Raw genomic sequence first — 21,890 nt, forward strand, 5'->3', positions numbered from 1 at the left:
AGTCCTTGTTTTTATTGGTGGGCCTCCCGTGAGTCGAACACGGCACCAACGGATTATGAGTCCGCTGCTCTAACCAAGCATGAGCTAGAGGCCCAGAAGTCTTGCTTTGCGCTGGGAGCCTTGCCGGCCCCTCCTACGCGCGGTCGTTTTCAAAACGAACTCGCGAGGATAAGGGCTAGCGCGGCCACTAGTCAAGTCTTAGTTGCCTTCCAAGAAGCTTTTCAGCTTGTCCGAACGCGATGGGTGGCGCAGCTTGCGCAGCGCCTTGGCTTCGATCTGACGAATACGCTCACGCGTCACGTCAAATTGCTTGCCCACTTCTTCCAAGGTATGGTCGGTCGACATTTCGATACCGAAACGCATGCGCAGCACCTTGGCTTCGCGCGGGGTCAGCGAATCCAGCACGTCCTTGACCACGCCGCGCATCGAGGCGTGCAGCGCGGCGTCCGACGGCGCCAGCGTGTTGTTGTCCTCGATGAAGTCGCCCAGGTGGGAATCGTCGTCGTCGCCGATCGGCGTCTCCATCGAAATCGGTTCCTTGGCGATCTTCATGATCTTGCGGATCTTGTCCTCGGGCATCTCCATCTTGATGGCCAGCGTTGCCGGGTCCGGCTCGGCGCCGGTTTCCTGCAGAATCTGGCGGGAAATCCGGTTCATCTTGTTGATGGTTTCGATCATGTGCACCGGTATGCGGATGGTGCGCGCCTGATCGGCGATCGAACGGGTGATGGCCTGGCGGATCCACCACGTGGCGTAGGTCGAGAACTTGTAGCCGCGGCGGTATTCGAACTTGTCCACGGCTTTCATCAAACCGATGTTGCCTTCCTGGATCAGGTCGAGGAATTGCAGGCCGCGGTTGGTGTACTTCTTGGCGATCGAGATCACCAGGCGCAAGTTGGCCTCGGTCATTTCGCGCTTGGCCTTGCGCGCCTTCATTTCACCGGCCGCCATCTGGCGGTTGATGTTGCGCAGGTCCGGCAGCGGCAGCACCACGCGCGCCTGCAGGTCGATCAGGCGCTGCTGCAGTTCCTTGATGGTCGGGATGTTGCGGCCCAGGATGGCGCTGTACGCGTGCCCCGCTGCCACTTCGCCGTCCACCCATTCCAGATTGGTTTCGTTGCCCGGGAAGACTTTGATGAAGTGGGCGCGCGGCATGCCGCACTTGTTCACGGCCACGTCGAGGATCTGCTTCTCGATGTGACGCACTTCATCGACCTGGCCGCGCAGGGTGTCGCACAGCTTCTCGACCACCTTGGCGGTGAAGCGGATGCCCAGCAGCTCGAACGAGATCGCTTCCTGCGCCTTGACGTAGGCCTTGGAGTTGTAGCCTTCCTTCTCGAAGGCACGGCGCATCTTGTCGAATTGCAGGGAGATGACGTCGAATTTTTCCAGCGCGGCGTTTTTCAACGCCTCCAGCTGTTCGGCCGAGAAACCGGCTGCGCCCGAGGCGCTCGCTTCTTCCTCTTCCTCTTCTTCCTCTTCTTCCTCTTCCTCTTCTTCCTCGTCCTCTTCGGCCGGCGCCGGCGGCGCTGCCGGCGCGGCGACTTCTTCGCTCTCGTCCACCAGGCCGTCGACGATTTCGTCGATCTTGATTTCATCGGCGCGGATACGGTCGGAGGCGGCGATGATCTCGGCGATCGTCACCGGGCAGGCGGAGATGGCCTGGATCATGTCCTTCAGGCCGTCTTCGATGCGCTTGGCGATCTCGATCTCGCCCTCGCGGGTCAGCAGCTCGACCGAGCCCATCTCGCGCATGTACATGCGCACGGGGTCGGTGGTGCGGCCGAAATCGGAGTCTACCGTCGACAGCGCCGCCTCAGCGGCCGCCTCGGCTTCGTCGTCGCTAGTCACGGTGGCGACGTTGTCGGACAGCAGCAGCGTCTCGGCGTCCGGCGCGTGCTCGTAGACGGCGATGCCCATGTCGTTGAAGGTGCCGATGATGCCTTCGATCGCTTCGGGATCGACGATATTTTCCGGCAGGTGGTCGTTGATCTCGGCGTAGGTGAGGAAGCCGCGCTCCTTGCCGAACTTGATCAGGGTCTTGAGTTTCTGGCGGCGGCGTTCGAGTTCTTCCTCGGTGGCTTCCGTGTCCGACGAGAAAGCGTCCTTCAGCAACGCCTTTTCCTTGGCCTTGCGGTCCTTGGCCTTGGCCTTGTCGACCGCCTTCAGTTCGGCGCGTTCGACCGCGTTCAGCGCGGCGACTTCGTCGTTTTCAGGCTGGAATTCCTTCGGCTTGCGGCCGCGCCGGCCCGGCACTTTGACCGACGGCAGCACATAGCCCGAAGTATCGATGGCAGCAAGCGTGGCCGCGTCGGTGGTCTGGCTCACCGCCGGCGGGTTGCTGGCGACACGCGTTTCCGATTTGTCCGCCGTTTTAGCGGATTTTGCGGTCACTTTGCTCGGCTTTGCAGCCGCTTTGGATTCAGGTTTCTTGATTGGCACAGGCGCTTTCGATTACACAACGACTTGCTTATTTAGGATAAAGTTTCTTGCGGCCCTCACGGGCCTACGTCTTCGAACATGCCGACTGCACAAGTCCGACAATACTACGACTTACTTACACCTGGTCGGGCCGATCGACCTCAACAGAATTCCACCCTCTCTTGGCGGAAATTCTACTGCATCGGACACGCGCGTGGGGGCGAGAAACCATGACTGGGTTGGAAAGCGGACGGAACGTCCGCACTACAGCGCCGCCGTAGCGCTGACTCAACCCAAGCTGGCCCTGGCCGCCGACACCCGTCATTCCATGTCGATCAAGAGCCTAACTGACTGAAAACAAACACACTCTGAACTGAAAAACGATGCCAAAACATACAACACTTAGCGTTTTATTATAGCACGTCACTTTTCATTTTCCAGAGGGCAGAACCCCACTTCGGCCCGCTGCAACCATGACAGAAACATTACTATACAAAACGTCCTGCAACATTATCTGTTTGCCAACTCCGCTTCCGCCTCGCGCAGCAACTGATCCTGCTGCGCCGTCAACTCCCGGTAGCGCACGCCGATCTCGTCGGACGACAGGCCGGCCGCGAACAGCTGACTCAACTCCTGCTTCAACGCGTCGTTCTTCACCTGGCGGATCGCGCCGCGCAGGAACAGCCGCACCGCGTCGTAATCGGATTCCGGCTCCTTGACGATCTCGCCGATGATGCCGTCGTACTCGTCGCCCTGCGACTTCAGGTGCTGGGCGAAGGCGGCGAAGCTGCCGTTCGGGCCCAGCGCCTGGGCCGACGCCACCAGCTGCGCCAGCCGCTCGGCCGGCTCGGCGCCGAAGTAGTTGAACGCGGCCAGCGCGGCGGCGTCGATGTCCAGCGCCAGCGGCGGATGGGCCACCAGCAGCCGCACGATCTGCAACTCCAGCCCGACCGGCACTGGCCGTCCGGTGCGCGGCGGCGCCTGGCGCGCCACGGCCACCGGCTTGGCCAGCTCGAACAGCGCCTCGATCTCGGACGGCGTGGTCTGCGTCAGCTGCGCCAGGCCGCGCACGATCTGCAGGCGCAGCGCGGTCGGCGTCATCGACTGCAACATCGGCTTGGCGTCGAACTGGGCGCGGGCGCGGCCTTCCGGGCTCTGCAAATCATGCTCGCCGACCGCCTCCTTGACCAGGAACTGCGACAGCGGCATGGCCTCGTGGATTTCCTGCTCGAACGCTTCCTTGCCGTAAGCGCGCACATAGCTGTCCGGATCGTGCTCGGTAGGCAGGAACAGGAACTTGATGGTCTTGTTGTCCGTCACGTGCGGCAGACAGGCTTCCAGCGCGCGCCGCGCGGCGCGGCGGCCGGCCTTGTCGCCGTCGAAACTGAAGATCACCGTGTCGGTTTGACGCAACAATTTCTGCACGTGGTTGGTGGTGCAGGCGGTGCCCAGCGTTGCCACGGCTTGCGGGAAACCCATCTGCGCCAATGCCACCACGTCCATATACCCCTCCGTCACCAGCACATAACCCGCATCGCGGATCGCCTGGCGCGCCTCGAACAAGCCATATAGCTCGAATCCCTTTGAAAATAAAGGCGTTTCGGGAGAATTCAAGTACTTCGGCTCACCGTGGTCCAGCACCCGGCCGCCAAAGGCGATGACCTGGCCCTTGGTGTTTTTAATCGGAAACATCACGCGTTCGCGGAAGCGGTCGTAGCGTTTTCGGTTGCCGCCGTCCTCGTCCACCTTGTCGATCACCAGGCCGGCCTCGGCCAGCGCCACCGCCTCGTAGTCGGGGAAGATGGAGCGCAGGTTGTCCCAGCCGGCCGGCGCGTAGCCCAGGCCGAAGCGGGCGGCGATCTCGCCGGTCAGGCCGCGGTTCTTCAGGTAGGCGATGGCGTCGGTGGCGCCGCGCAATTGGGCGCGGTAGAAATCGCTGGCGCGCGTCATCGCCTCGGTCAATGCCAGGCTCTGCGCGGCCATTTGCGCGCGCTGGGCCGGCGGTATCTTGTCGTCCTGGTCGGGCACCACCATGCCGACGTTTTGCGCCAGCTCTTTGACGGCGTCGACAAAGCCCATGCCGGAATACTCGATCAGGAAGCCGATCGAGGTGCCGTGGGCGCCGCAGCCGAAGCAATGATAAAACTGCTTGGTCGGGCTGACCGTGAAACTGGGCGATTTTTCATTGTGGAACGGGCACAGGCCCATGAAATTCGCGCCGCCTTTTTTCAGCTGCACGTAACGTCCGACCACGTCGACGATGTCGACCCGGTTCAGCAAATCGGAAATAAAGGATTGTGGGATCACAGGGCTATGCGGTCTTGTTATGGATCAGACTATACCGCCGCGCCGATCCGGTTTTGACGCGGATCAAGCGACGGCGGCGGGAACTGCGGGGGCCTTAGGCCGGGGCCAGCGCCTTCTTGACCAGCGCCGACACCACGGTCATGTCGGCACGGCCAGCCAGCTTGGGCTTGACGATGGCCATGACCTTGCCCATGTCCTGCGGGCCTGCCGCGCCCGAGGCGGCCACGGCGGCGGCCACTTCGGCCGCCACTTCCTCGTCGGACAGGCCGGCCGGCATGTAGGCGGTCAGCACCACCAGTTCGGCCTTCTCGATGTCGGCCAAGTCGGCGCGGCCGCCGGCTTCGAACTGGGTGATCGAATCCTTGCGCTGCTTGATCATTTTTTCCACGATGGCCACGGTCTGGTCGTCGTTGACTTCGATGCGCTCGTCCACTTCCTTGCGCTTGATTTCCGCCAGGATCAGGCGGATGGTCGCCAGACGGCCCGCTTCCTTGGCGCGCATGGCGGTTTTCATGTCTTCGGTGATTTGTTCTCTCAAGCCCATGGCGTAGTTTCTCTCAAAAAATTGTTGGAGTAAAAATGCGAAAACCCGCCGCGGCGAACCGGGGCGGGCATCTCTAGATGCAACAAGATACAACCCGAGGCGTCAGCGCCATACTACCGGGTTGAATCTGCAAGCGCAGTCTTAGAAGAGTTTTTTCGGCAGTTGCTGGCTGCGGATGCGCTTGTAGTGACGCTTCACTGCAGCTGCCAGCTTGCGCTTACGCTCAGCCGTTGGCTTTTCGTAGAACTCGCGTGCGCGCAGTTCGGTCAGCAGACCGGTTTTTTCGATGGTGCGTTTGAAGCGACGCATTGCGACTTCGAACGGCTCGTTTTCTTTAAGGCGAATAGTGGTCATGTAAAAATTCAAACCGTTTGAGGTTATAGGGAGAAAGAGACTATAGCAGCTTTTGCAGAAAAATGGAAGACGCCTGGCCATCTGAACGGCCAACCGTAAGGCTTTGACTGCAAAAACAACGCGGCGTATGGTGCAATCTTTCTACAACTTCAACGATTGCGGGACGCCACTAACTTCCAGAGACCGCCAGTATATCAGACCGCTTGCCCGGCCGCCACACCCGAAGCCCATGCCCACTGGAAGTTGTAGCCGCCCAGCCACCCGGTGACGTCGACCGCCTCGCCGATGAAGTACAGGCCCGGCACCTTGTTGGCCATCATGCTCTGCTGCGACAACTCGCGCGTGTCGACGCCGCCTCGGGTGACTTCGGCCTTCTTGTAGCCTTCGGAACCGTTGGGGGTGATGGTCCACTGGTTGATGGCCGCGCCCAGCTTGCGCAGCTGGGCGTCGGGCAGGTCGGCCAGGCGGGCGTCCGGCGCCAGGCCGTGCGCCAGCAGCAAGCCCTCGGCCAGGCGCGCCGGCAACCATTGCGACAGCACATTGCCCAGCTGCTTCTTGATCGTGCCTTTGCCTTCGATCAAGGTGGCCGCCAGGTCCAGCTCGGGAATCAGGTTGATGACGATGGGCGTGCCCGGCGTCCAGTACGAGGAAATCTGCAGGATCGCCGGGCCGGACAGCCCGCGGTGGGTGAACAGCAGGTCTTCGCGGAAGCGGCCGCCGGTCGGGTTGCGGCCCTTGAGGGAGCCGGTTTCCACGTCCACCTCCAGCGCGATGCCGGCCATTTCCACGAACGGCGCCCACTGCTGCGGATCGAAGGTCAGCGGCACCAGCGCCGGGCGCGGCTCGACCATGCGCAGGCCGAACTGCTCGGCGATGCGGTAGCCGAAGTCGGTGGCGCCGATCTTGGCGATCGACAGGCCGCCGGTGGCGATGACCACGCTGTCGGCCTCGATCTCGCCGGTGTCGGTCTGCAGCACGAAGCCGCCGCCGTCCGCCTGCGCCACGCTGGCGACCTTGCACGGCATGCGCCAGTGCACGTCGCCGGCCGAGCATTCGTCCTTGAGCATGTCGATGATCTGTTCGGCGGAGTCGTCGCAGAACAGCTGGCCGCGGTGCTTCTCGTGGTAGCCGATGCGGTGCTTCTTCACCAGCGCGACGAAATCGGCGGCGGTGTAGCGCGACAGCGCGCTCTTGCAGAAGTGCGGATTGTCGGACAGGAAGTTGGCCGGGCCGGCATTGATGTTGGTGAAGTTGCAGCGGCCGCCGCCGGAGATGCGGATTTTCTCGGCCAGCTTGGTGGCGTGGTCGATCAGCACCACGCGCTTGCCGCGCTGGGCCGCCGTGGCCGCGCACATCATGCCGGCCGCGCCGGCGCCGATTACCGCTACATCAAACTTTGCCATATCAAATCCAATCGTCCAAAGGCGTATTGTACTTGAAGGCTCCGCCTGCTTACTCGATCGGCTCGCTCACCCGCTGGCGCGACTGCAAGGTGCGCGACACCAGCAGGCACTGCGCCACCTGCTCGGCGATCGACGGCGGCACCGGCACCTCGCCGTCCAGCACCGAGCGGATCCAGGCCGCCGTGGCGGCCGCGCTCTTGTCCTCGGGCAGTAGCGGCAGTTCGCCCACCAGCGTCTGCTTGGGCACCAGCGTCGTGCGCAGGCCGCCGTGGAACCAGTCGATCTGCTGCGCCTTGTTGGCGTTGGCCACGGTCTCGCCCTCGGTGCCGCGCATCAGGAAGGCGTCGCCGCGCTCGGGCAGGGCCGCCGTGGTGAAGTATTCGCCCAGCATCTCCAGGTACTCGGGGTGCGTGTACGACACCAACCGCAGCGCCGGCCCGGCGAACGGCTGCATGATCTTGACCAGCGTGTGGGTGGAGTTGCGCACGCCCAGCCGGCGCCGCAGCGACAGCAGATGCGCCAGCTTGGGCGCCAGCACGTCGATGGTGATGAAGGCCGGATGGCCCTGCGACATGGCCTCTTCCGCCTCGGCGCGGTGGCGCGCGGCCGGCACGCCCAGCGCCTCGAACACCTCGGCGGTGGCGACCCGGCCGGCGTCGTGCGCCACGCCGTGCACCAGCACCGGCACGCCCTCGCGCGCCAGCAGCATGGCCAGCAGCGGCGTCAGGTTGGCCATCTTGCGGGCGCCGTTGTAGCTCGGGATGCAGACCGGCGCGAACTGGCCCGGCGGCGCGCTGAGCGGCTCGAAGGCGGCTTCGGCCGCGTCGAGGAAGCCGGCGATCTCTTCCACCGATTCGCCCTTGATGCGCATGGCCAGCAAGATGCCGCCCAGCTCCAGCTCGGAAACGCGGCCGTCCAGCATGGCGGCGTACAGGTCGTGGGCGTCGTCGCGGGTCATGCTGCGGGCGCCGTTTTTGCCCCGGCCTATTTCTTTGATGAAACGTGCGGCCGGGAATGGTTCGATGGTGGTTGGTGTGGTCATGGCGTCAGCTTAAACCAGTCCGCCGCATTTCGGCTACACTATCCCTCCCCCGCAATAAATATACGTAGAGAATCATGATCTCCCCAGATATCGAAAACATCAACGTCACCTCGTTCGCGCCGATGCCGTCGCCGGAAGCCTTGCACAGCAAGCTGCCGCTGACCGACAGCGCCTCGGACACCGTGATGAAGGGCCGCGAGGCCCTGCGCAACATCATCGACCGCAAGGACAAGCGCCTGTTCGTGGTCGTGGGACCCTGCTCGATCCACGACCCTGTCGCCGGCCTGGACTACGCCCGCCGCCTGAAGGCCCTGCAAGCCGAAGTGGCCGACACCATGCTGCTGGTGATGCGCGTGTATTTCGAGAAGCCGCGCACCACCACCGGCTGGAAGGGCTATATCAACGACCCGGACATGGACGATTCCTTCCGCGTCAACGTCGGCATGGAGAAGGCGCGCCAGTTCCTGCTGGACGTGTGCGAGCTGGGCCTGCCGACCGCCACCGAGGCGCTCGACCCGATCTCGCCGCAATACCTGGGCGACCTGATCGCCTGGACCGCCATCGGCGCCCGCACCACCGAATCGCAGACCCACCGCGAGATGTCGTCAGGCCTGTCGACGCCGGTCGGCTTCAAGAACGGCACCGACGGCGACATCAGCATCGCCATCAACGCCATCCTGTCGTCGGCGCATCCGCACTCCTTCCTGGGCATCAACGCGCAGGGCAATGTGGCGATCGTGCGCACGCGTGGCAACGCCTACGGCCACGTGGTGCTGCGCGGCGGCGACGGCCGTCCGAACTACGATTCGGTGTCGATCGCCATCGCCGAGCAGGCGCTGGCCAAGGCCAAGCTGCCGGCCAACCTGGTGGTGGACTGCTCGCACGCCAACAGCTACAAGAAGCCTGAGCTGCAACCGCTGGTGATGGCCGATGTCATCCACCAGATCGTGCAGGGCAACCAGTCGCTGGTGGGCGTGATGATCGAGTCCAACATCGTCGGCGGCAACCAGAAGATCCCGGCAGATTTGAGCCAGCTGAAGTACGGCTGTTCGGTCACCGACGGCTGCATCGACTGGGAAACCACCGAACAGATGCTGCGCGACGCGCACAAGCAGCTCAAGCACCGTCCATAAGCTAGCCGAAGGCCATCACCCTGGTGGCCACGCCAAACGCCCCCGCCAGCGCCGCCTCGGCCTGGCTGGCCGGGGCGCTCAGTTCATCCAGGTCCAGATACACCCTGCAGTCCTCCACCTTGACCGAGTAGCGGCGCGGCTCCGGCTCGTCGGACTCCAGCACCGCCCGCACCTCCTCCTCGCCGATACGGAACAGCGCCACGCCCGGCAACTCCTGCCAGGCCAGTCCGCGCGGCACCAGGCGCGCGCCGCTGACGGGCACATCCTTGAGTTTGCAAATCAGCTTCCATCGTCCAGACATCGCGCGCCTCCCTAGTCAACTCACCCTGGTTGTCTAAGCAAAAGCGGTGCCACGAAAACCGCGCCAATTCCTGACCGATCGGCAAAATTCCGCACTCCGCCAGTGCGGCCCGGACCCGCCGTGGTGCATGCTTGCACGCACTTTCCATTACAATGGCGGATTCCTCTTTTCATTTGTGCTCCCTCCATGATCGTTCTCGGCGTCGAATCCTCCTGTGACGAAACCGGCCTTGCGCTGTACGACACGCAACACGGCCTGCTGTCCCACGCCCTGTATTCGCAGGTGGCGATGCATGAAGAGTACGGCGGCGTGGTGCCGGAGCTGGCCTCGCGCGACCACATCCGCCGCGCCATCCCGCTGCTGACGCAAACGCTGGAAGGCGCCGGCAAGACGCTGGCCGACATCGACGCCATCGCCTACACGCAGGGCCCCGGCCTGGCCGGCGCGCTGCTGGTGGGCTCGTCGGTGGCGTGCAGCCTGGGCCTGGCGCTGGACAAGCCGGTGCTGGGCGTGCACCACCTGGAAGGCCATCTGCTGTCGCCGCTGCTGGCGGCGCAGCCGCCGGAGTTCCCCTTCATCGCGCTGCTGGTCTCGGGCGGCCACACGCAGCTGATGCGGGTGGACGGCGTCGGCCAGTACACGCTGCTGGGCGAAACGCTGGACGACGCGGCCGGCGAAGCGTTCGACAAGTCGGCCAAGCTGCTGGGTCTGGGCTATCCGGGCGGCCCGGCGATTTCGCGCCTGGCCGAGTTCGGCGATCCGACGGCCTACAAGCTGCCGCGCCCCATGCTGCATACCAAGGATTTCAATTTCAGCTTCTCCGGCCTGAAGACGGCGGTGCTGACGGTGGTGAAGAACCACGAGGAAAAGGTCATCGCGAATATCTGCGAGCAGGACAAGGCCGACATCGCGCGCGGCTTCGTCGACGCGATCGTCGACGTGCTGACCGCCAAGTGCGTGTCCGCGCTCAAGCACACCGGCCTGAAGCGGCTGGTGATCGCGGGCGGCGTGGGCGCCAACTCGCAGTTGCGGGCGTCGCTGAACGCGGCGGCGGCCAAAAAGAAGTTCAAGGTCTACTACCCCGAACTGGAATTCTGCACGGACAACGGCGCGATGATCGCCTTCGCCGGGGCCATGCGTTTGATGATCAACCCGGACGCGGCGAAAAAGGACTACTCGTTCAACGTGCGGCCACGCTGGCCGCTGGACGACATCAAGGTCGTTTAAGCAAACGCGACCGAGGCCAGCACCGCCAAGCCGGCCAGCGCCAGCAGGTATTTGAGCTTGCCCTGGCCCAGATGCACGCCGCGCGCGGCGATGCGCTCGCTACGCAGGCGATGCTCGTCCGACGACGATTCGTGGGCCACTGTGTTGTTTGATTTATGTTCAGTTGCGGTATTCATAACAGCCTCCATGTGTGTCGATCATGTTCCTTTCTGGAGGGCAATGCAATTGTCGTGCCAACCATCTAAGTCAAAAGTAGCCTATACGACTTGATTCTAGGCCTTTTTGTGGCAAACATACGACACGATACGGCTGGGCAATTGGCCCGCTAGGCGGGCTTGAGGACGCGCCCCTGCGCGGCCAGCAGCTGCGGCACCCACTCGGCGATGAAATCGATGAAATGCCGCACCCGCAAGGGCATCAAGGTGCGCTGCTGGTAGTACATGAACACCCCGCTGTTGGCGCTGGCCGTGTGCGGCAGCAGCGGCACCAGCGCGCCGCTGGCCAGTTCGGCCTCGATCATGAAAACCGGCAGCTGGCCGATGCCCAGGCCGCTGCGCACCGCCGTCAACTCCCCCTCCACCGTATTAAAGCTGGCCACCGCCGGCATTTCCTGATAGACGGTCGTGCCGTCCACCTGCAACTCCCAAGGCATCAAACGGCCGGTGCTGGGACGGCGGAAACCGGTGCAGCGGTGCTGCTGCAAATCGTCCACCGTCTGCGGCGTGCCGTGCGCGGCCAGGTAGCCGGGCGTGGCGCAGGGCACCAGCAGAATCTCGCCCAGCTTGCGGGACACCAGGTTGCGCTCGGGCGGGCTGCCGGCGCGGAAGCCGACGTCGATCTTGTTCTCCACCAGATCGGTGAAATGGTCGTCCAGCTGCACGTCGAAATGCGCGCCCGGAAAGCGCCGCTGGAACTCCGGCAGCAGCGGAATGATGACGGTGGTGCCGATCGACATCGGCGCCACCATGCGGATCAGGCCGTCGACTTCGAGGCGGCTGTTCTGAACCTGGTCCAGCGCCTCGTCCAGCAGACGCAGGCCGGGATTGGCCAGCTCGAACAGGCGGGCGCCCTCCTCCGTCAGGCTCAGGCTGCGCGTGGTGCGGTGGAACAGGCGCACGCCCAGGTGCACCTCCAACTGCCGCACCGCCTTGCTGACCGCTTGCGGCGTCAGGCCGGCATCCACCGCCGCCTGGCTGAAGCTCTTGGCGCGCACGACGGCGATGAACAAACTGAGGACTCGGGCTTTATCCATATTTACAACCAAAAGGTGATAATCAAACAGCTTTCCTATGGCTAGTGTAACAGCTTGCCCCTGCCTACACTGCACGCTACCAACTCACCCATCCAAAGGAAACGATCATGACTGGCACTGCACAAAAAGTATGGTTCATCACCGGCGCCTCGCGCGGCTTCGGCGTGCTGACGGCGCAACAAGCGCTGGCGCGCGGCGACTTCGTGGTCGCCACCGCCCGCGATCCGCACACCGTGACCGCCGCGCTGGGCGACCATCCGAACCTGCTGGCGCTGCGGCTGGACGTCAAGCTGGAGGCGCAAGCGGTCACCGCGGTCCAGCAGGCGCTGGCGCGCTTCGGCCGCATCGACGTGCTGGTCAACAACGCCGGCTACGGCCTGCTGGGCGCGGTGGAGGAAGCCAGCGCCGAGGAGGTGCGCGCGCTGTACGACACCAACGTCTTCGGCCTGCTCAACGTCACCCGCGCCGCGCTGCCGGCGATGCGCAAGCAAGGCGGCGGCCACGTGATCAACATCTCGTCGGTGGGCGGCTATACAGCGTTCGCCGGCTGGGGCTTGTACAGCTCGACCAAGTTCGCGGTCGAAGGCTTGAGCGAGGCGCTGGCGATGGAATTGGCGCCGCTGGGCATCCATGTGACGGTGGTGGAGCCGGGCTTCTTCCGCACCGACTTCCTCGACGCCTCGTCGCTGGCCACCACCCATGAGCGCATCGGCGACTATGCCGCCACTGTCGGCGCGATGCGCGAGTTCGCGGCCGGCGTCAATCACCAGCAGCCGGGCGATCCGGCCAAGCTGGCCGGCGCCCTGCTGCAACTGGCCGACAGCGCGCAGCCGCCGGTGCGCCTGCAACTGGGCTCGGACACGGTGGAGCGCGTGCGCGCCAAGAACCTGTCGGTCGAAGCCGAGATGGCGCAGTGGCTGGAGCTGGCGGTATCGACCGATTTCGATACGCGGCAAAAGGCCGCTTAAAGCTTGCCCGGCGGGTGCAGCGACAGCAAGTCCTCGCGCGGATAGCCCCAGGCCGGCACGCCCTCGGGACACTTCACGGCCCGCGTGGCATGCAGCGTGGTGAAGTTCCCGCGCGGCGTGGTGGCGAAGCGGTAGTCGGCCAGGTCGCCGGTGGCCAGCTTCAACGCCGGCATGCGGGCGAAGCGCAGCCAGGCGTCCACCTGGCAGTTCTCGTCCCTGAGCATGCGCAGCGCCGGCAGGCTGGCCAGCACCGTGCCGAATTGCTGCACGCCCGGCGACAAGGCCAGCACCGCCTCGGGCGATCCGACCAGGCCGGCCGGACAAGCCATCGGCGCCAGCCACGCCGGCGCCAGGCTGGCCACACCGCGCCGCAGACGGTAGTAGCCCTGCTTCTCATTGGCCTCCACGCTGGCGTACGACCAGCACAAGGGCTGCGACGGAAACGCGGTCATCGCCACGTCCATCACGCGCACGCCCGGATCGGCCTTCAGCAGCGCGACGCTGATCTGCTCGCGCCCGTAGTGCGAGGCCACGCCCTGCAGCGCGATGAAGCCGGCGCTGACGGCCAGCGCCAGCGCCAGACCGGCGCGCCCATGCGGGCCGGCGCGCCACTGCGCCGCGCCGCAGGCGGCCGCGATCGACAGCAGCGCCACAAACGAGGTCCACGCCAGATAGCCCTTGGCGGCAAACACCACCAGCGCGGCAAACAGGCAAGCCAGGCCGAGCATGCGCAGCGAACGCCAGCGCATGATCAGCGCCATCGGTACGCCGATCGCCACCCAGAACAGGGGCTCGACGATGAACACCATGTCGCCGTAGAACCAGCGCCCGGTGAACGGATACCACGGATGGATGCCGTAGGAGTTGGTGAAGTCCATCAGCAGGTGCAGCGCGAAGCCCAGTCCCACGCTCAGGGCCAGGCCGAGCTGCGCCGGCCGGCTGGCCTTCAACAGCGCCCGCGCCGACGGCCAGCACCACCACAGCAGCGCCGCCAGCAGCAAGGCCTGCGGCAGCAACAGCAAGGCCGTGTGCGTATGGCCGCGATGATTGAGCAGATAACCCAGCGGATCGGGCAGCAGCTTGTTCAGGACCAGATCGAGATCGGGGAAATTGCTGGCCAATGCGCAGGACACCAGCAGCAGCCGATGCCGCACCCGCTGCGACGGCGCATCCGCCTCGCCAGGCAGGCTGCGGTGCACCAGTTCTCCAACGCCGAAACCGATAATGCTGTGGGTGATATTGTCCATGTACCTCTTTAGCGCTGCACGTCCACGCCGCGCCAGAACGCCACGTGGTCCTTGATCTGCGCGGCCTTCTCGGACGGCTCCGGGTAGTACCAGGCGGCGTTCTCGTTGACCTTGCCGTCGACGTTCAGGCTGTAGTAGCTGGCCAGGCCCTTCCACGGGCAGCGCGTGGTGTGCGCGCTGGCCTGCAGGTATTCCCGCTTGACGCTGGACGGCGGGAAGTAGACGTTGTTCTCGACGATTTCAACCTCGTCGTCCTTCGCCTGCGCGATGACGACGCCGTTCCAGGTGGCGGTGGGCATGTGGATTCCTTTCGGTTTCGGTGTCAGGTGGGGCCGCACTCGACGCGGTTGCGGCCGGCGTGCTTGGCGCGGTACAGCGAGGCGTCGGCCTGGCGCAGCAGGCTTTCCGCGTCGGCGATTTCCATGTGGTCGAACGAACCGACGCCCAGGCTGGCCGTCACCGGCAGCAGGCGCGGGCCGGCGTAGTGCAGTTGCGCCTCGATCTTGGCGCGCAGGCTTTCGGCGAATTTGCAGGCGCCTTCAACCGGCGTGTTCGGCAGGATCACGCACAGCTCCTCGCCGCCGTAGCGGCCCGGCACGTCGATCACGCGCACGCTCTCGCGCAGCAGGCGGCCGACGCTGGCCAGCACCTGGTCGCCGACCGCGTGGCCGTATTCGTCGTTGATGCGCTTGAAGTGGTCGAGGTCTATCATCACCGCCGACAGCGGCGAGCGGAAACGCTTGGCGCGCGCGGTCTCGAACTTCAGGCGGTGCAGCAGCGAACGGCGGTTGTGCAGGCCGGTCAGCTCGTCGGTGGTGGCCAGCTGCTCCAGCTCGCGCACGGTGGACTCCAGCGTCTTCTGGTTGGCGCGCAGCTCGATCAGCGCCATCACCTGGCGCGCCAGCTTGACCAGCGTGGCGTGCTGTTCGACGCTCAGGGCGCCCGGCTTGGTGTCCATCACGCACAGCGTGCCGATCGCGAAGCCGTCCGACGAGGTCAGCGCCACGCTGCTGTACCTGCGCATGAACGGCGCGTTGACCGTCAGCGTCATGTGGGCGGTGCGGAAGTCCTGCGTCAGGTCGGGGATCTCGGTGGCGGCCTCGCCCAGCACCGCCAGCGAGCAATAGCTCTCGCCGCGCGGCAGCTCGCCCAGCTGCATGCCGGCGCAGGACTTGATCCAGACGCGCTCGGCGTCCACCAGCGAGATGAAGGCATATGGCACCTCGCACACCTTGGCGGCCAGCTCGGTGAGGAAGCTGAAGTCTTCGCAGGCGGGGGTGTCGAGGATGTGGTAACGGTGCAGTGCAGCCAGCCGGAACTGGTCGGCCTGCGGACGGGCGATGGACAGCGTGTGTACTTTTTCTGCGGCCAGCATAGGCCTCCCTGTAGCGACGTCGATCTTTTTTTTGGGCACCCGGCGTGACGCGGGACCGAGCTATGGTGCTACCCGATCAGTTTATCGCAAAACAAGGACGGCGGGAGCACTCGCCCCCGCCGCGCCGATTTTTTTAAGCCGCCCGCGCCATGATCTCGCGCAGGGCCTTTTCAAACACGGCGGCCGGCTGGCCGCCCGAGATCAGGTGGCGCTCGTTGATGATCACGGCCGGCACCGAGTTGATGCCGTGGCGCTGGAAGAACTGCTCGCGCTCGCGCACCTCGTCGGCGAACCGGTTCGTTTGCAGCACCTCGGCGGCGGCGCCGGTGTCCAGCCCCACCTCGCCGGCCACGCGCAGCAGCACCTCGTGCGAGCTGGGGTCGTCGCCCTGGGTGAAGTAGGCGCCGAACAGCGCCTCCTTCAGCTCCTTCTGCCGGCCCTCCAGCTCCGCCCAGTGCAGCAGGCGGTGGGCGTCGAAGGTGTTGTAGATGCGGCTGCGCTTGCCCATCGCGAAATCGAAGCCGACTTCGGCGCCGCGCGCGCGTATCATCTCGCGCGCCTGCTCCTGCTGGGAGGCGGTCGAGCCGTATTTCTCGCTCAGGTGCTCGACGATGTCCTGGCCCTCGGGCCCCATCTTGGGATTGAGTTCGAACGGCTGGAAGTGCAGGCTCACCTCCGCCTCGTCGCCGATGTTGGCCAGCGCCTGGTCCAGCGCCTTGAGGCCGATGGCGCACCACGGGCAGGAAACGTCGGAGACGAAATCGATCTTCAGGGGAGTGCTCATGATGTGCCTTTGCTAAACAGAATTTTCAGCATATGGCGACGCCCGGCGCGAAATCAAGCGCCGGGACGGGGGATGACCTTACTTTTTCTTGGCCTTGACGGCGTCCTTGCTCTTGCTGCCGATGCGGCTTTCCTTGCCGGCAAGCAAATTGGAAATATTCTTGCTGTGACGGAAAGCCAACAGCGCGCTCATCACGAACACGGCGAACAGCTGCGGCTCGACGCCGAACAGCAGGCCGTAGTAGAACGGCGCGAACAGCGCCGCCACCAGCGCGGCCAGCGACGAGTAGCGGAACGCGAACGCCACCGCCAGCCAGGTCACCAGGGTGGCCAGGCCCAGCCAGGGATTCAGGCCCAGCAGCACGCCCAGCGCGGTCGCCACGCCCTTGCCGCCGACGAAACGGAAGAACACCGGCCACAGATGGCCCAGGAACACCGCGATCGCCACCAGCGCGATGGTGGCGTCGCCGATCTGCAACTGGTCCTGGTAGCGCATCGCCAGCCACACCGCCAGCCAGCCCTTGGCGCCGTCGCCGACCAGGGTCATGATGGCCGCACCCTTGTTACCACTGCGCAACACGTTGGTGGCGCCGGGGTTTTTCGAGCCGTAGGTGCGCGGATCGGCGATGCCGAACAACTTGCTCATGACGACGGCAAACGAGATCGAGCCGATCAGATAGGCGGCGACGGTCATCCAAACTGTATTCATTATTTCCTCAAAAGTTGTCATACGCCCGTTGGGGGCCGCTGAATATACACTGCCGGCGGCCAATCAGCCAACTAATCGGCCAGCGCGCAGTGCACCGGCCTGGCCTGCAACAAATCGACCAGCACCCGCGGCGCGATGCCGACCAGATAGCCCCTGCGGCCGCCATTGATATAAATCGTTTCCAGCGCAAGAATGCTATCCTCGACATACACCGGCAACACCTTGCGGGTGCCGAACGGCGAGGTGCCGCCGATCTGGTAGCCGCTGTGGCGGGTGGCCACCTCCGGCTTGCACGGCTCGACGGACTTGCAGCCGATGCCGCGCGCCAGATTCTTGGTCGAGACCTTGCAATCGCCGTGCATCAGCACAATCAAGGGTTTAGCGGCCTCGTCCTGCATGACCAGGGTCTTGACCACGTGGTGTTCGTCCACGCCCAGTTCGCGCGCCGACACCGTGGTGCCGCCGTGCTCCTCGTAGGTGTAGGGGTGCTCGCTGAAGGCCACCTTGTGCTTGCGCAGCATTTGGGTCGCGGGGGTTTCGGAGATGTGCTCTTTTTTAGCCATGCGTGATACGCTGCTTGTGAAGTAAATGTTCGATCGGGAGTTGCTCATTATGCAGCAGGAAATTCGCTTTGCCACTTTCAATGTTTGCAATCTTTCCCAGCCTGGGGCGAAATTGTACGACAATCTGGAGCCGCTGACGCAGGACCAGTACCAAGCGAAAGTCCTGTGGACGGCGCAGCAGCTGGACCAGCTCGACGCCGACGTGATCGGCCTGCAGGAAATCTTCTCGCTGGCGGCGCTGCGCGACGTGCTGGCCCACAGCGCCCGCTACCGCGACGCCACGCTGGCCGGCTTCGACTCCGCGCCCGATCCGCTGACCGGCGCCGCGCGCCTGGTGCCGCAGGTGGCGCTGGTGTCGCGCCTGCCGCTGGCGGCGCCGGCCGCCGAGTACCGCGCCTTCCCCGACGGCGTGGCGCTGCCGGCCGGCAGCCGCGACGCCGACCGCTTCGCCCGCGCGCCGCTGCACGCCCAGGTGCTGCTGCCGGACCGGCGCATCGTCGATGTGATCGTGGTCCACCTCAAATCCAAGCGCCCCGACTACAGCAGCGGCGACAACTGCGCCGACCCGATGCAGTACGCGCAGGCCAACCTGCGCTCGCTGATCCGGCGCGGCACCGAGGCGGTGGCGCTGCGCGCCTTGATCAGCCAGCTCGAAAGCAGCGCGCGCCGGCCGCGCGTGGTGCTGGGCGACTTCAACGACACGGCCGATGCCGTCACCACCGCCATCGTCATGGGCGCGGGTGCGGCCGGCCTGCCGGGCGAGGAGCTGAGCGGGCGCATGTTCGACTGCAACCAGATCCAGCTCGAACGCGGCTCGCTGCGCCAGCTCGGCTACACCAACATCCACGAGGGCCACTACATGACCATCGACCATGTGCTGGTGTCGGAGGAATTCAATCCGGCCTCGCGCTACGCGGTCGGCGAGGTGCTGGACGTGACCTATCTGAACGACCATCTGCTGCAGGACAAGCCGGAAGCGTCCGACCACGGCCAGGTGCTGGTACGGCTGCGCCTGTACGGCGCGCGCGACCCGGCCGAGGCGCTGTAGCGTCATTCCCGCGCAGGCGGGAATGACTCAGGCGGAACCGTCGAGCATGCCGTCCAGGCCGTCCAGCAGGCCGTTCTGCGCCACGTAGCGGCCCTGGTACTGGTGGCAGCCGTGCTGCGTCAGGAAGCGCAGCTGCGCCTCGGTCTCCACCCCTTCCGCCAGCACCGTCAAGCCCATGCTGCGCGCCATCGCGATCATGGCCACCACCACCGTCGGCGGCGCCGCGCCGTCGCCGCCGATGTCGCTGATGAAGGTGCGGTCGATCTTGAGCTTGTCGAACGGGTACTCGCGCAGGTGGCCCACCCGGGTGTAGCCGGTGCCGAAATCGTCGATCGCCAGCCGCACGCCCAGCGCCCGCAACGCCCGCAGCGTGGCCGGCGCCGCCGCCACATGCTTCATGATCACCGCCTCGGTCAGCTCCAGCTCCAGCAGCTCCGGCGCCAGGCCGGAGGCGGCCAGCGCCGCGGCCACGCTGTCGGCCAGGTTGCGTTGCAGGAACTGCGTCTGCGACAGGTTGACCGCCACCGTCAGCGGATGGCCGGCCTGCTGCCAGCGCCGCGCCTCGCGGCAAGCCTGCTCCAGCACCCACTGGCCGATCGGCACCATCAGGCCGCAGTCCTCGGCCACTGCGATGAAACGCTCCGGCCGCAGCAGGCCCAGCACAGGATGGCGCCAGCGCAGCAGGGCCTCCGCCGCCAGCGGGCGGGCGCTGGCGATGTCGACCTGGGCCTCGTACTCCAGCACGAACTGCTGCTCGCGCAGCGCGCGCCGCAGGTCGTTCTCGAACGCCACCCGCTCGACGATCTGCGCGTTCATCTCGGGGCTGAAGAACTGGAAGCCGTTGCGGCCGTTTTCCTTGGCGTGGTACATGGCCAGGTCGGCGTTGCGGATCAGGATGTCGATGTCGGCGCCGTCGTCCGGGTAGATGCTGATGCCGATCGAGGTGCTCACGTGCAGCCGGTGCGGCTCCAGCACGAACTCCTGGCCGATGGCGCCGATCACGGTCTCGGCCACGTGCGCCACCTGGTCGATGCCGCCGATCTCGGCCAGCATGATGACGAATTCGTCGCCGCCCTGCCGGCTGACGGTGTCGACGCTGCGCACGCAGCGCACCAGCCGCGCCGCCACCTCGCGCAGCAGCTGGTCGCCGACGTGGTGGCCCAGCGTGTCGTTGATGTTCTTGAAACGGTCGAGGTCGAGGAACAGGATGGCCAGCCGGCTGCGCTTGCGGCGCGCGGCCGCCAACGCCAGGCTCAGGCGGTCGAGCAGCAGCACGCGGTTCGGCAGGTCGGTCAGGAAGTCGTGCTCGGCCAGGTGGCGGGTCTGCTCCTCCGAGCGGCGGCGGTCGGCGACGTCGGCCAGCAACGCCAGGTACAGCACCAGTTGATCCTGCTTGCGGGAGGAGATGTCGCGCACGACCGCGTACAGCCGCTGCGGGCCTATGGCGGTGAGCAACACCTCGGTCCAGAACTGGCGCCCGCCGCAACCCACGCAGCACCATTCGAACTGGCGGTTGCCGTCGCGTGCGACCTCGGCCAGCAGATCGGCCAGCGCCCGCGCCGACAGCACGCCCTCGGCCTGCTGCAATGGTGACAAATCGACCAGGCTCAGCCCCAGCAAGTGGTCCGGCTGGCTGCATTCGAACAGCGCCTGCGCGGCCGGATTGCAGGCGACGACGTAGCCGTCCTGCAACAGCAGCAGCGCGTCGCTGGTTTGCCGGTACATCGCGAGAAAGTCCGCGTTGCTGCTGTCGTCTGCTGGTGCCACGTGGCCCTCTCCGGCGTATCGCCCTCTCAGGCCTTGTTCATTCTTGCCGCTGGCGGGAATCGACCATTGACTTTGGTCAAACGCGCTCGATCCCGCGTTTTTGCAGTTCATCCGTGTTTTTACACCACCCGTCGCAATCCGCTGGCAGCCGGCCTTGAAAATTCCTAGAGTGCCAACATGCGCCGTGGCGACCTTTTGATAGAAGAACGATATGAAACTTGAAACCTTGCCCGTCTCCCCACAAGCCACGGTGCGCGTCCATCGCACCAGCAAGATCGTGGCGGCACTGCTGCTCGTCGGCCTGGCCGGCGGCGGCTGGACCTATATGCACAGCAAGAAGGACGCTGCGCCGGCGCAAGCGGCCAAGGACGATAAAAAGAAGCAGGAAGTCTTCGAACTGTCCAGCGGCGACATCGCGGCGGTCGAAGCGAGATCATTGGCGGTCAGCTTGCCCTTATCCGGCTCGCTGGCGCCCCTGAGTTCGGCCACCATCAAGTCCAAGGTCTCGGGCGTGGTGGAGGCCACCACGGTGCAGGAAGGCATGGCGGTGTCCGCCGGCCAGGTGCTGGCCCGCATCGACCAGGCCGACCTGCGCGCCCGTCTGCAGCAGCAACAGGCTGCGCTCGACGAGGCGCAGGCCAAGCTGTCGCTGGCGAGCAAGAACGAAGCCAACAGCCAGGCCCTGCTCAAACAGAAATTCATTTCGCAGACCGCCTACGACGCGACGCAGAACAGCGTCGACCTGGCGCGCGCCAACGTCAAGTCGGCCGCCGCGATGGTGGAGATCGCCCGCATCGCGCTCAACGACGGCGTCATCAAGGCGCCCATCAGCGGCGTGGTCAGCAAGCGCCATGTGCAGGCCGGTGAGAAGCTGGCGCCGGACATGCCGGTCTACAGCATCGTCAACCTGTCCGAGCTGACCTTGGAGGCGCAGGTGCCGGCCTCCGAAATCCCGCGCGTGAAGGTGGGCCAGGACGTGCAGTTCAAGGTCGACGGCTTCCAGGGCCGCGCCTTCAACGGCAAGGTGGCGCGCATCAACCCGGCCACCGAGGCCGGCTCGCGCGCGATGCTGGTCTACATCTCCGTCAAGAACGACGACAGCGCGCTGCGCGCCGGCATGTTCGCCAAGGGCAGCATCGTCACCGACCGCTCCGGCGTCATGCCCATCGTGCCGGTGACGGCGCTGCGCACCGAGAAGGGCCAGCAGGTGGTGTACAAGATCGAACAGGGCAAGGTGGTCGCGCAGCCGGTCAGGCTGGGCCTGCGCAACGAGGACGAGGGCTACGCCGAGGTGGTGGACGGCCTGGCGCAGGGCGCCAACGTCATCGTCTCCAAGCTCGACAGCGTCAAGCCGGGCAGCCAGGTCAAGCTGCCGGCCAATGTCGCCACGCCGGCCCAGCCGAACAATTCGGCCAAGTCCGCCATGCTGGCGCAGAAAGGCTGATC

21 protein-coding genes and 1 tRNA gene are annotated in these 21,890 nt (G+C 65.2%); 5 read left to right on the plus strand and 17 right to left on the minus strand.

Annotation, left to right across the window (positions count from 1 at the left end):
* Positions 1-15: 15 nt before the first annotated feature.
* The 7 genes from AC07WS_RS08775 to ybiB all read right to left on the minus strand — a co-directional run bounded on the left by AC07WS_RS08775 (position 16) and on the right by ybiB (position 8,071).
* A tRNA-Ile gene (locus AC07WS_RS08775) sits at positions 16-94 on the minus strand.
* Positions 95-198: 104 nt separating this feature from the next.
* Complete coding sequence (gene rpoD / locus AC07WS_RS08780) at positions 199-2,442, minus strand: RNA polymerase sigma factor RpoD (RefSeq protein ID WP_494728672.1); 2,244 nt, start codon at positions 2,440-2,442, stop codon at positions 199-201.
* A 489-nt stretch (positions 2,443-2,931) separates the two neighbouring features.
* Complete coding sequence (gene dnaG, locus AC07WS_RS08785) at positions 2,932-4,728, minus strand: DNA primase (protein ID WP_494728673.1); 1,797 nt, start codon at positions 4,726-4,728, stop codon at positions 2,932-2,934.
* Between the two features lie 94 nt (positions 4,729-4,822).
* Positions 4,823-5,272 carry a GatB/YqeY domain-containing protein gene (locus tag AC07WS_RS08790; protein ID WP_486061569.1) on the minus strand — a complete coding sequence of 150 codons (450 nt, stop codon included), beginning with the start codon at positions 5,270-5,272 and terminating at the stop codon, positions 4,823-4,825.
* A gap of 141 nt (positions 5,273-5,413) precedes the next feature.
* Positions 5,414-5,626 carry a 30S ribosomal protein S21 gene (gene rpsU, locus AC07WS_RS08795; protein WP_008451879.1) on the minus strand — a complete coding sequence of 71 codons (213 nt, stop codon included), beginning with the start codon at positions 5,624-5,626 and terminating at the stop codon, positions 5,414-5,416.
* A 194-nt stretch (positions 5,627-5,820) separates the two neighbouring features.
* A complete protein-coding gene (locus AC07WS_RS08800) occupies positions 5,821-7,029 on the minus strand; it encodes a BaiN/RdsA family NAD(P)/FAD-dependent oxidoreductase (RefSeq protein WP_494728674.1) in 1,209 nt (402 codons plus the stop codon).
* A gap of 49 nt (positions 7,030-7,078) precedes the next feature.
* Positions 7,079-8,071, minus strand: a complete 993-nt coding sequence (gene ybiB, locus AC07WS_RS08805; RefSeq protein WP_494728675.1) for a DNA-binding protein YbiB — start codon at positions 8,069-8,071, stop codon at positions 7,079-7,081.
* Between the two features lie 74 nt (positions 8,072-8,145).
* Here ybiB and AC07WS_RS08810 point away from each other — a divergent pair, with 74 nt between their 5' ends.
* Positions 8,146-9,204: a 3-deoxy-7-phosphoheptulonate synthase gene (locus tag AC07WS_RS08810; RefSeq protein ID WP_494728676.1), complete on the plus strand. Its 1,059-nt coding sequence runs from the start codon at positions 8,146-8,148 to the stop codon at positions 9,202-9,204.
* 1 nt (position 9,205) lies between these two features.
* On the opposite strand, the gene AC07WS_RS08815 is transcribed toward AC07WS_RS08810, so the two are convergent.
* Positions 9,206-9,505, minus strand: coding sequence for a Rieske (2Fe-2S) protein (locus AC07WS_RS08815; RefSeq protein WP_176360694.1), 300 nt, complete (start codon positions 9,503-9,505; stop codon positions 9,206-9,208).
* Positions 9,506-9,691: 186 nt separating this feature from the next.
* Here AC07WS_RS08815 and tsaD point away from each other — a divergent pair, with 186 nt between their 5' ends.
* The gene (gene tsaD / locus AC07WS_RS08820; RefSeq protein WP_494728677.1) at positions 9,692-10,732 is read left to right on the plus strand and encodes a tRNA (adenosine(37)-N6)-threonylcarbamoyltransferase complex transferase subunit TsaD; all 1,041 of its coding nucleotides are present in this window, start codon (positions 9,692-9,694) and stop codon (positions 10,730-10,732) included.
* Here tsaD and AC07WS_RS08825 read toward each other — a convergent pair.
* Positions 10,729-10,908, minus strand: a complete 180-nt coding sequence (locus tag AC07WS_RS08825; protein WP_494728678.1) for a hypothetical protein — start codon at positions 10,906-10,908, stop codon at positions 10,729-10,731. The genes tsaD and AC07WS_RS08825 overlap by 4 nt on opposite strands.
* Positions 10,909-11,057: 149 nt before the next feature.
* A complete protein-coding gene (locus tag AC07WS_RS08830) occupies positions 11,058-11,984 on the minus strand; it encodes a LysR family transcriptional regulator (protein WP_494728679.1) in 927 nt (308 codons plus the stop codon).
* Between the two features lie 107 nt (positions 11,985-12,091).
* Between AC07WS_RS08830 and AC07WS_RS08835 the strand changes: the two genes are divergently transcribed.
* Entirely contained in the window at positions 12,092-12,952 is an 861-nt protein-coding gene (locus tag AC07WS_RS08835) for an oxidoreductase (RefSeq protein ID WP_494728680.1), read from the plus strand.
* On the opposite strand, the gene AC07WS_RS08840 is transcribed toward AC07WS_RS08835, so the two are convergent.
* The 6 genes from AC07WS_RS08840 to ybaK form a co-directional block, all read right to left on the minus strand.
* Positions 12,949-14,199 (minus strand): metal-dependent hydrolase, encoded by a 1,251-nt coding sequence (locus AC07WS_RS08840; protein ID WP_494728681.1) that lies wholly within the window; start codon positions 14,197-14,199, stop codon positions 12,949-12,951. The genes AC07WS_RS08835 and AC07WS_RS08840 overlap by 4 nt on opposite strands.
* Positions 14,200-14,207: 8 nt before the next feature.
* A complete protein-coding gene (locus AC07WS_RS08845) occupies positions 14,208-14,498 on the minus strand; it encodes a DUF427 domain-containing protein (protein WP_117011963.1) in 291 nt (96 codons plus the stop codon).
* A gap of 23 nt (positions 14,499-14,521) precedes the next feature.
* Entirely contained in the window at positions 14,522-15,574 is a 1,053-nt protein-coding gene (locus AC07WS_RS08850; protein WP_494728682.1) for a GGDEF domain-containing protein, read from the minus strand.
* A 133-nt stretch (positions 15,575-15,707) separates the two neighbouring features.
* Positions 15,708-16,358, minus strand: a complete 651-nt coding sequence (locus AC07WS_RS08855) for a DsbA family oxidoreductase (RefSeq protein WP_494728683.1) — start codon at positions 16,356-16,358, stop codon at positions 15,708-15,710.
* A gap of 78 nt (positions 16,359-16,436) precedes the next feature.
* Positions 16,437-17,066 carry a glycerol-3-phosphate 1-O-acyltransferase PlsY gene (gene plsY / locus AC07WS_RS08860; RefSeq protein ID WP_161097237.1) on the minus strand — a complete coding sequence of 210 codons (630 nt, stop codon included), beginning with the start codon at positions 17,064-17,066 and terminating at the stop codon, positions 16,437-16,439.
* 71 nt (positions 17,067-17,137) lie between these two features.
* Positions 17,138-17,629, minus strand: coding sequence for a Cys-tRNA(Pro) deacylase (ybaK, locus tag AC07WS_RS08865; protein WP_494728684.1), 492 nt, complete (start codon positions 17,627-17,629; stop codon positions 17,138-17,140).
* A gap of 49 nt (positions 17,630-17,678) precedes the next feature.
* Here ybaK and AC07WS_RS08870 point away from each other — a divergent pair, with 49 nt between their 5' ends.
* Positions 17,679-18,677: an endonuclease/exonuclease/phosphatase family protein gene (locus tag AC07WS_RS08870; protein ID WP_494728685.1), complete on the plus strand. Its 999-nt coding sequence runs from the start codon at positions 17,679-17,681 to the stop codon at positions 18,675-18,677.
* A 27-nt stretch (positions 18,678-18,704) separates the two neighbouring features.
* Here the strand turns inward: AC07WS_RS08870 and AC07WS_RS08875 are convergent, their stop codons facing one another.
* On the minus strand, positions 18,705-20,444 hold the full coding sequence (locus tag AC07WS_RS08875; protein ID WP_494728686.1) for a putative bifunctional diguanylate cyclase/phosphodiesterase: 1,740 nt from the start codon (positions 20,442-20,444) through the stop codon (positions 18,705-18,707).
* Between the two features lie 211 nt (positions 20,445-20,655).
* Here AC07WS_RS08875 and AC07WS_RS08880 point away from each other — a divergent pair, with 211 nt between their 5' ends.
* Positions 20,656-21,888 (plus strand): efflux RND transporter periplasmic adaptor subunit, encoded by a 1,233-nt coding sequence (locus AC07WS_RS08880; RefSeq protein WP_494728687.1) that lies wholly within the window; start codon positions 20,656-20,658, stop codon positions 21,886-21,888.
* The last annotated feature ends 2 nt before the right edge of the window (positions 21,889-21,890 follow it).

The sequence above is a fragment of the Duganella sp. GW821-FHT01E12 genome, assembly GCF_059422325.1.

Coding starts and splice junctions, on each gene's coding strand:
- AC07WS_RS08790 (WP_486061569.1), bottom strand. CDS start 5,272: ATGGGCTTGAGAGAACAAATCACCGAAGACATGAAAACCGCCATGCGC.
- AC07WS_RS08825 (WP_494728678.1), bottom strand. CDS start 10,908: ATGAATACCGCAACTGAACATAAATCAAACAACACAGTGGCCCACGAA.
- AC07WS_RS08840 (WP_494728681.1), bottom strand. CDS start 14,199: ATGGACAATATCACCCACAGCATTATCGGTTTCGGCGTTGGAGAACTG.
- AC07WS_RS08870 (WP_494728685.1), top strand. CDS start 17,679: ATGCAGCAGGAAATTCGCTTTGCCACTTTCAATGTTTGCAATCTTTCC.
- AC07WS_RS08800 (WP_494728674.1), bottom strand. CDS start 7,029: ATGGCAAAGTTTGATGTAGCGGTAATCGGCGCCGGCGCGGCCGGCATG.
- ybaK (WP_494728684.1), bottom strand. CDS start 17,629: ATGGCTAAAAAAGAGCACATCTCCGAAACCCCCGCGACCCAAATGCTG.
- AC07WS_RS08835 (WP_494728680.1), top strand. CDS start 12,092: ATGACTGGCACTGCACAAAAAGTATGGTTCATCACCGGCGCCTCGCGC.
- AC07WS_RS08810 (WP_494728676.1), top strand. CDS start 8,146: ATGATCTCCCCAGATATCGAAAACATCAACGTCACCTCGTTCGCGCCG.
- tsaD (WP_494728677.1), top strand. CDS start 9,692: ATGATCGTTCTCGGCGTCGAATCCTCCTGTGACGAAACCGGCCTTGCG.
- AC07WS_RS08880 (WP_494728687.1), top strand. CDS start 20,656: ATGAAACTTGAAACCTTGCCCGTCTCCCCACAAGCCACGGTGCGCGTC.
- rpsU (WP_008451879.1), bottom strand. CDS start 5,626: ATGACCACTATTCGCCTTAAAGAAAACGAGCCGTTCGAAGTCGCAATG.
- AC07WS_RS08815 (WP_176360694.1), bottom strand. CDS start 9,505: ATGTCTGGACGATGGAAGCTGATTTGCAAACTCAAGGATGTGCCCGTC.
- plsY (WP_161097237.1), bottom strand. CDS start 17,066: ATGAATACAGTTTGGATGACCGTCGCCGCCTATCTGATCGGCTCGATC.
- AC07WS_RS08850 (WP_494728682.1), bottom strand. CDS start 15,574: ATGCTGGCCGCAGAAAAAGTACACACGCTGTCCATCGCCCGTCCGCAG.
- AC07WS_RS08830 (WP_494728679.1), bottom strand. CDS start 11,984: ATGGATAAAGCCCGAGTCCTCAGTTTGTTCATCGCCGTCGTGCGCGCC.
- ybiB (WP_494728675.1), bottom strand. CDS start 8,071: ATGACCACACCAACCACCATCGAACCATTCCCGGCCGCACGTTTCATC.
- AC07WS_RS08845 (WP_117011963.1), bottom strand. CDS start 14,498: ATGCCCACCGCCACCTGGAACGGCGTCGTCATCGCGCAGGCGAAGGAC.
- AC07WS_RS08855 (WP_494728683.1), bottom strand. CDS start 16,358: ATGAGCACTCCCCTGAAGATCGATTTCGTCTCCGACGTTTCCTGCCCG.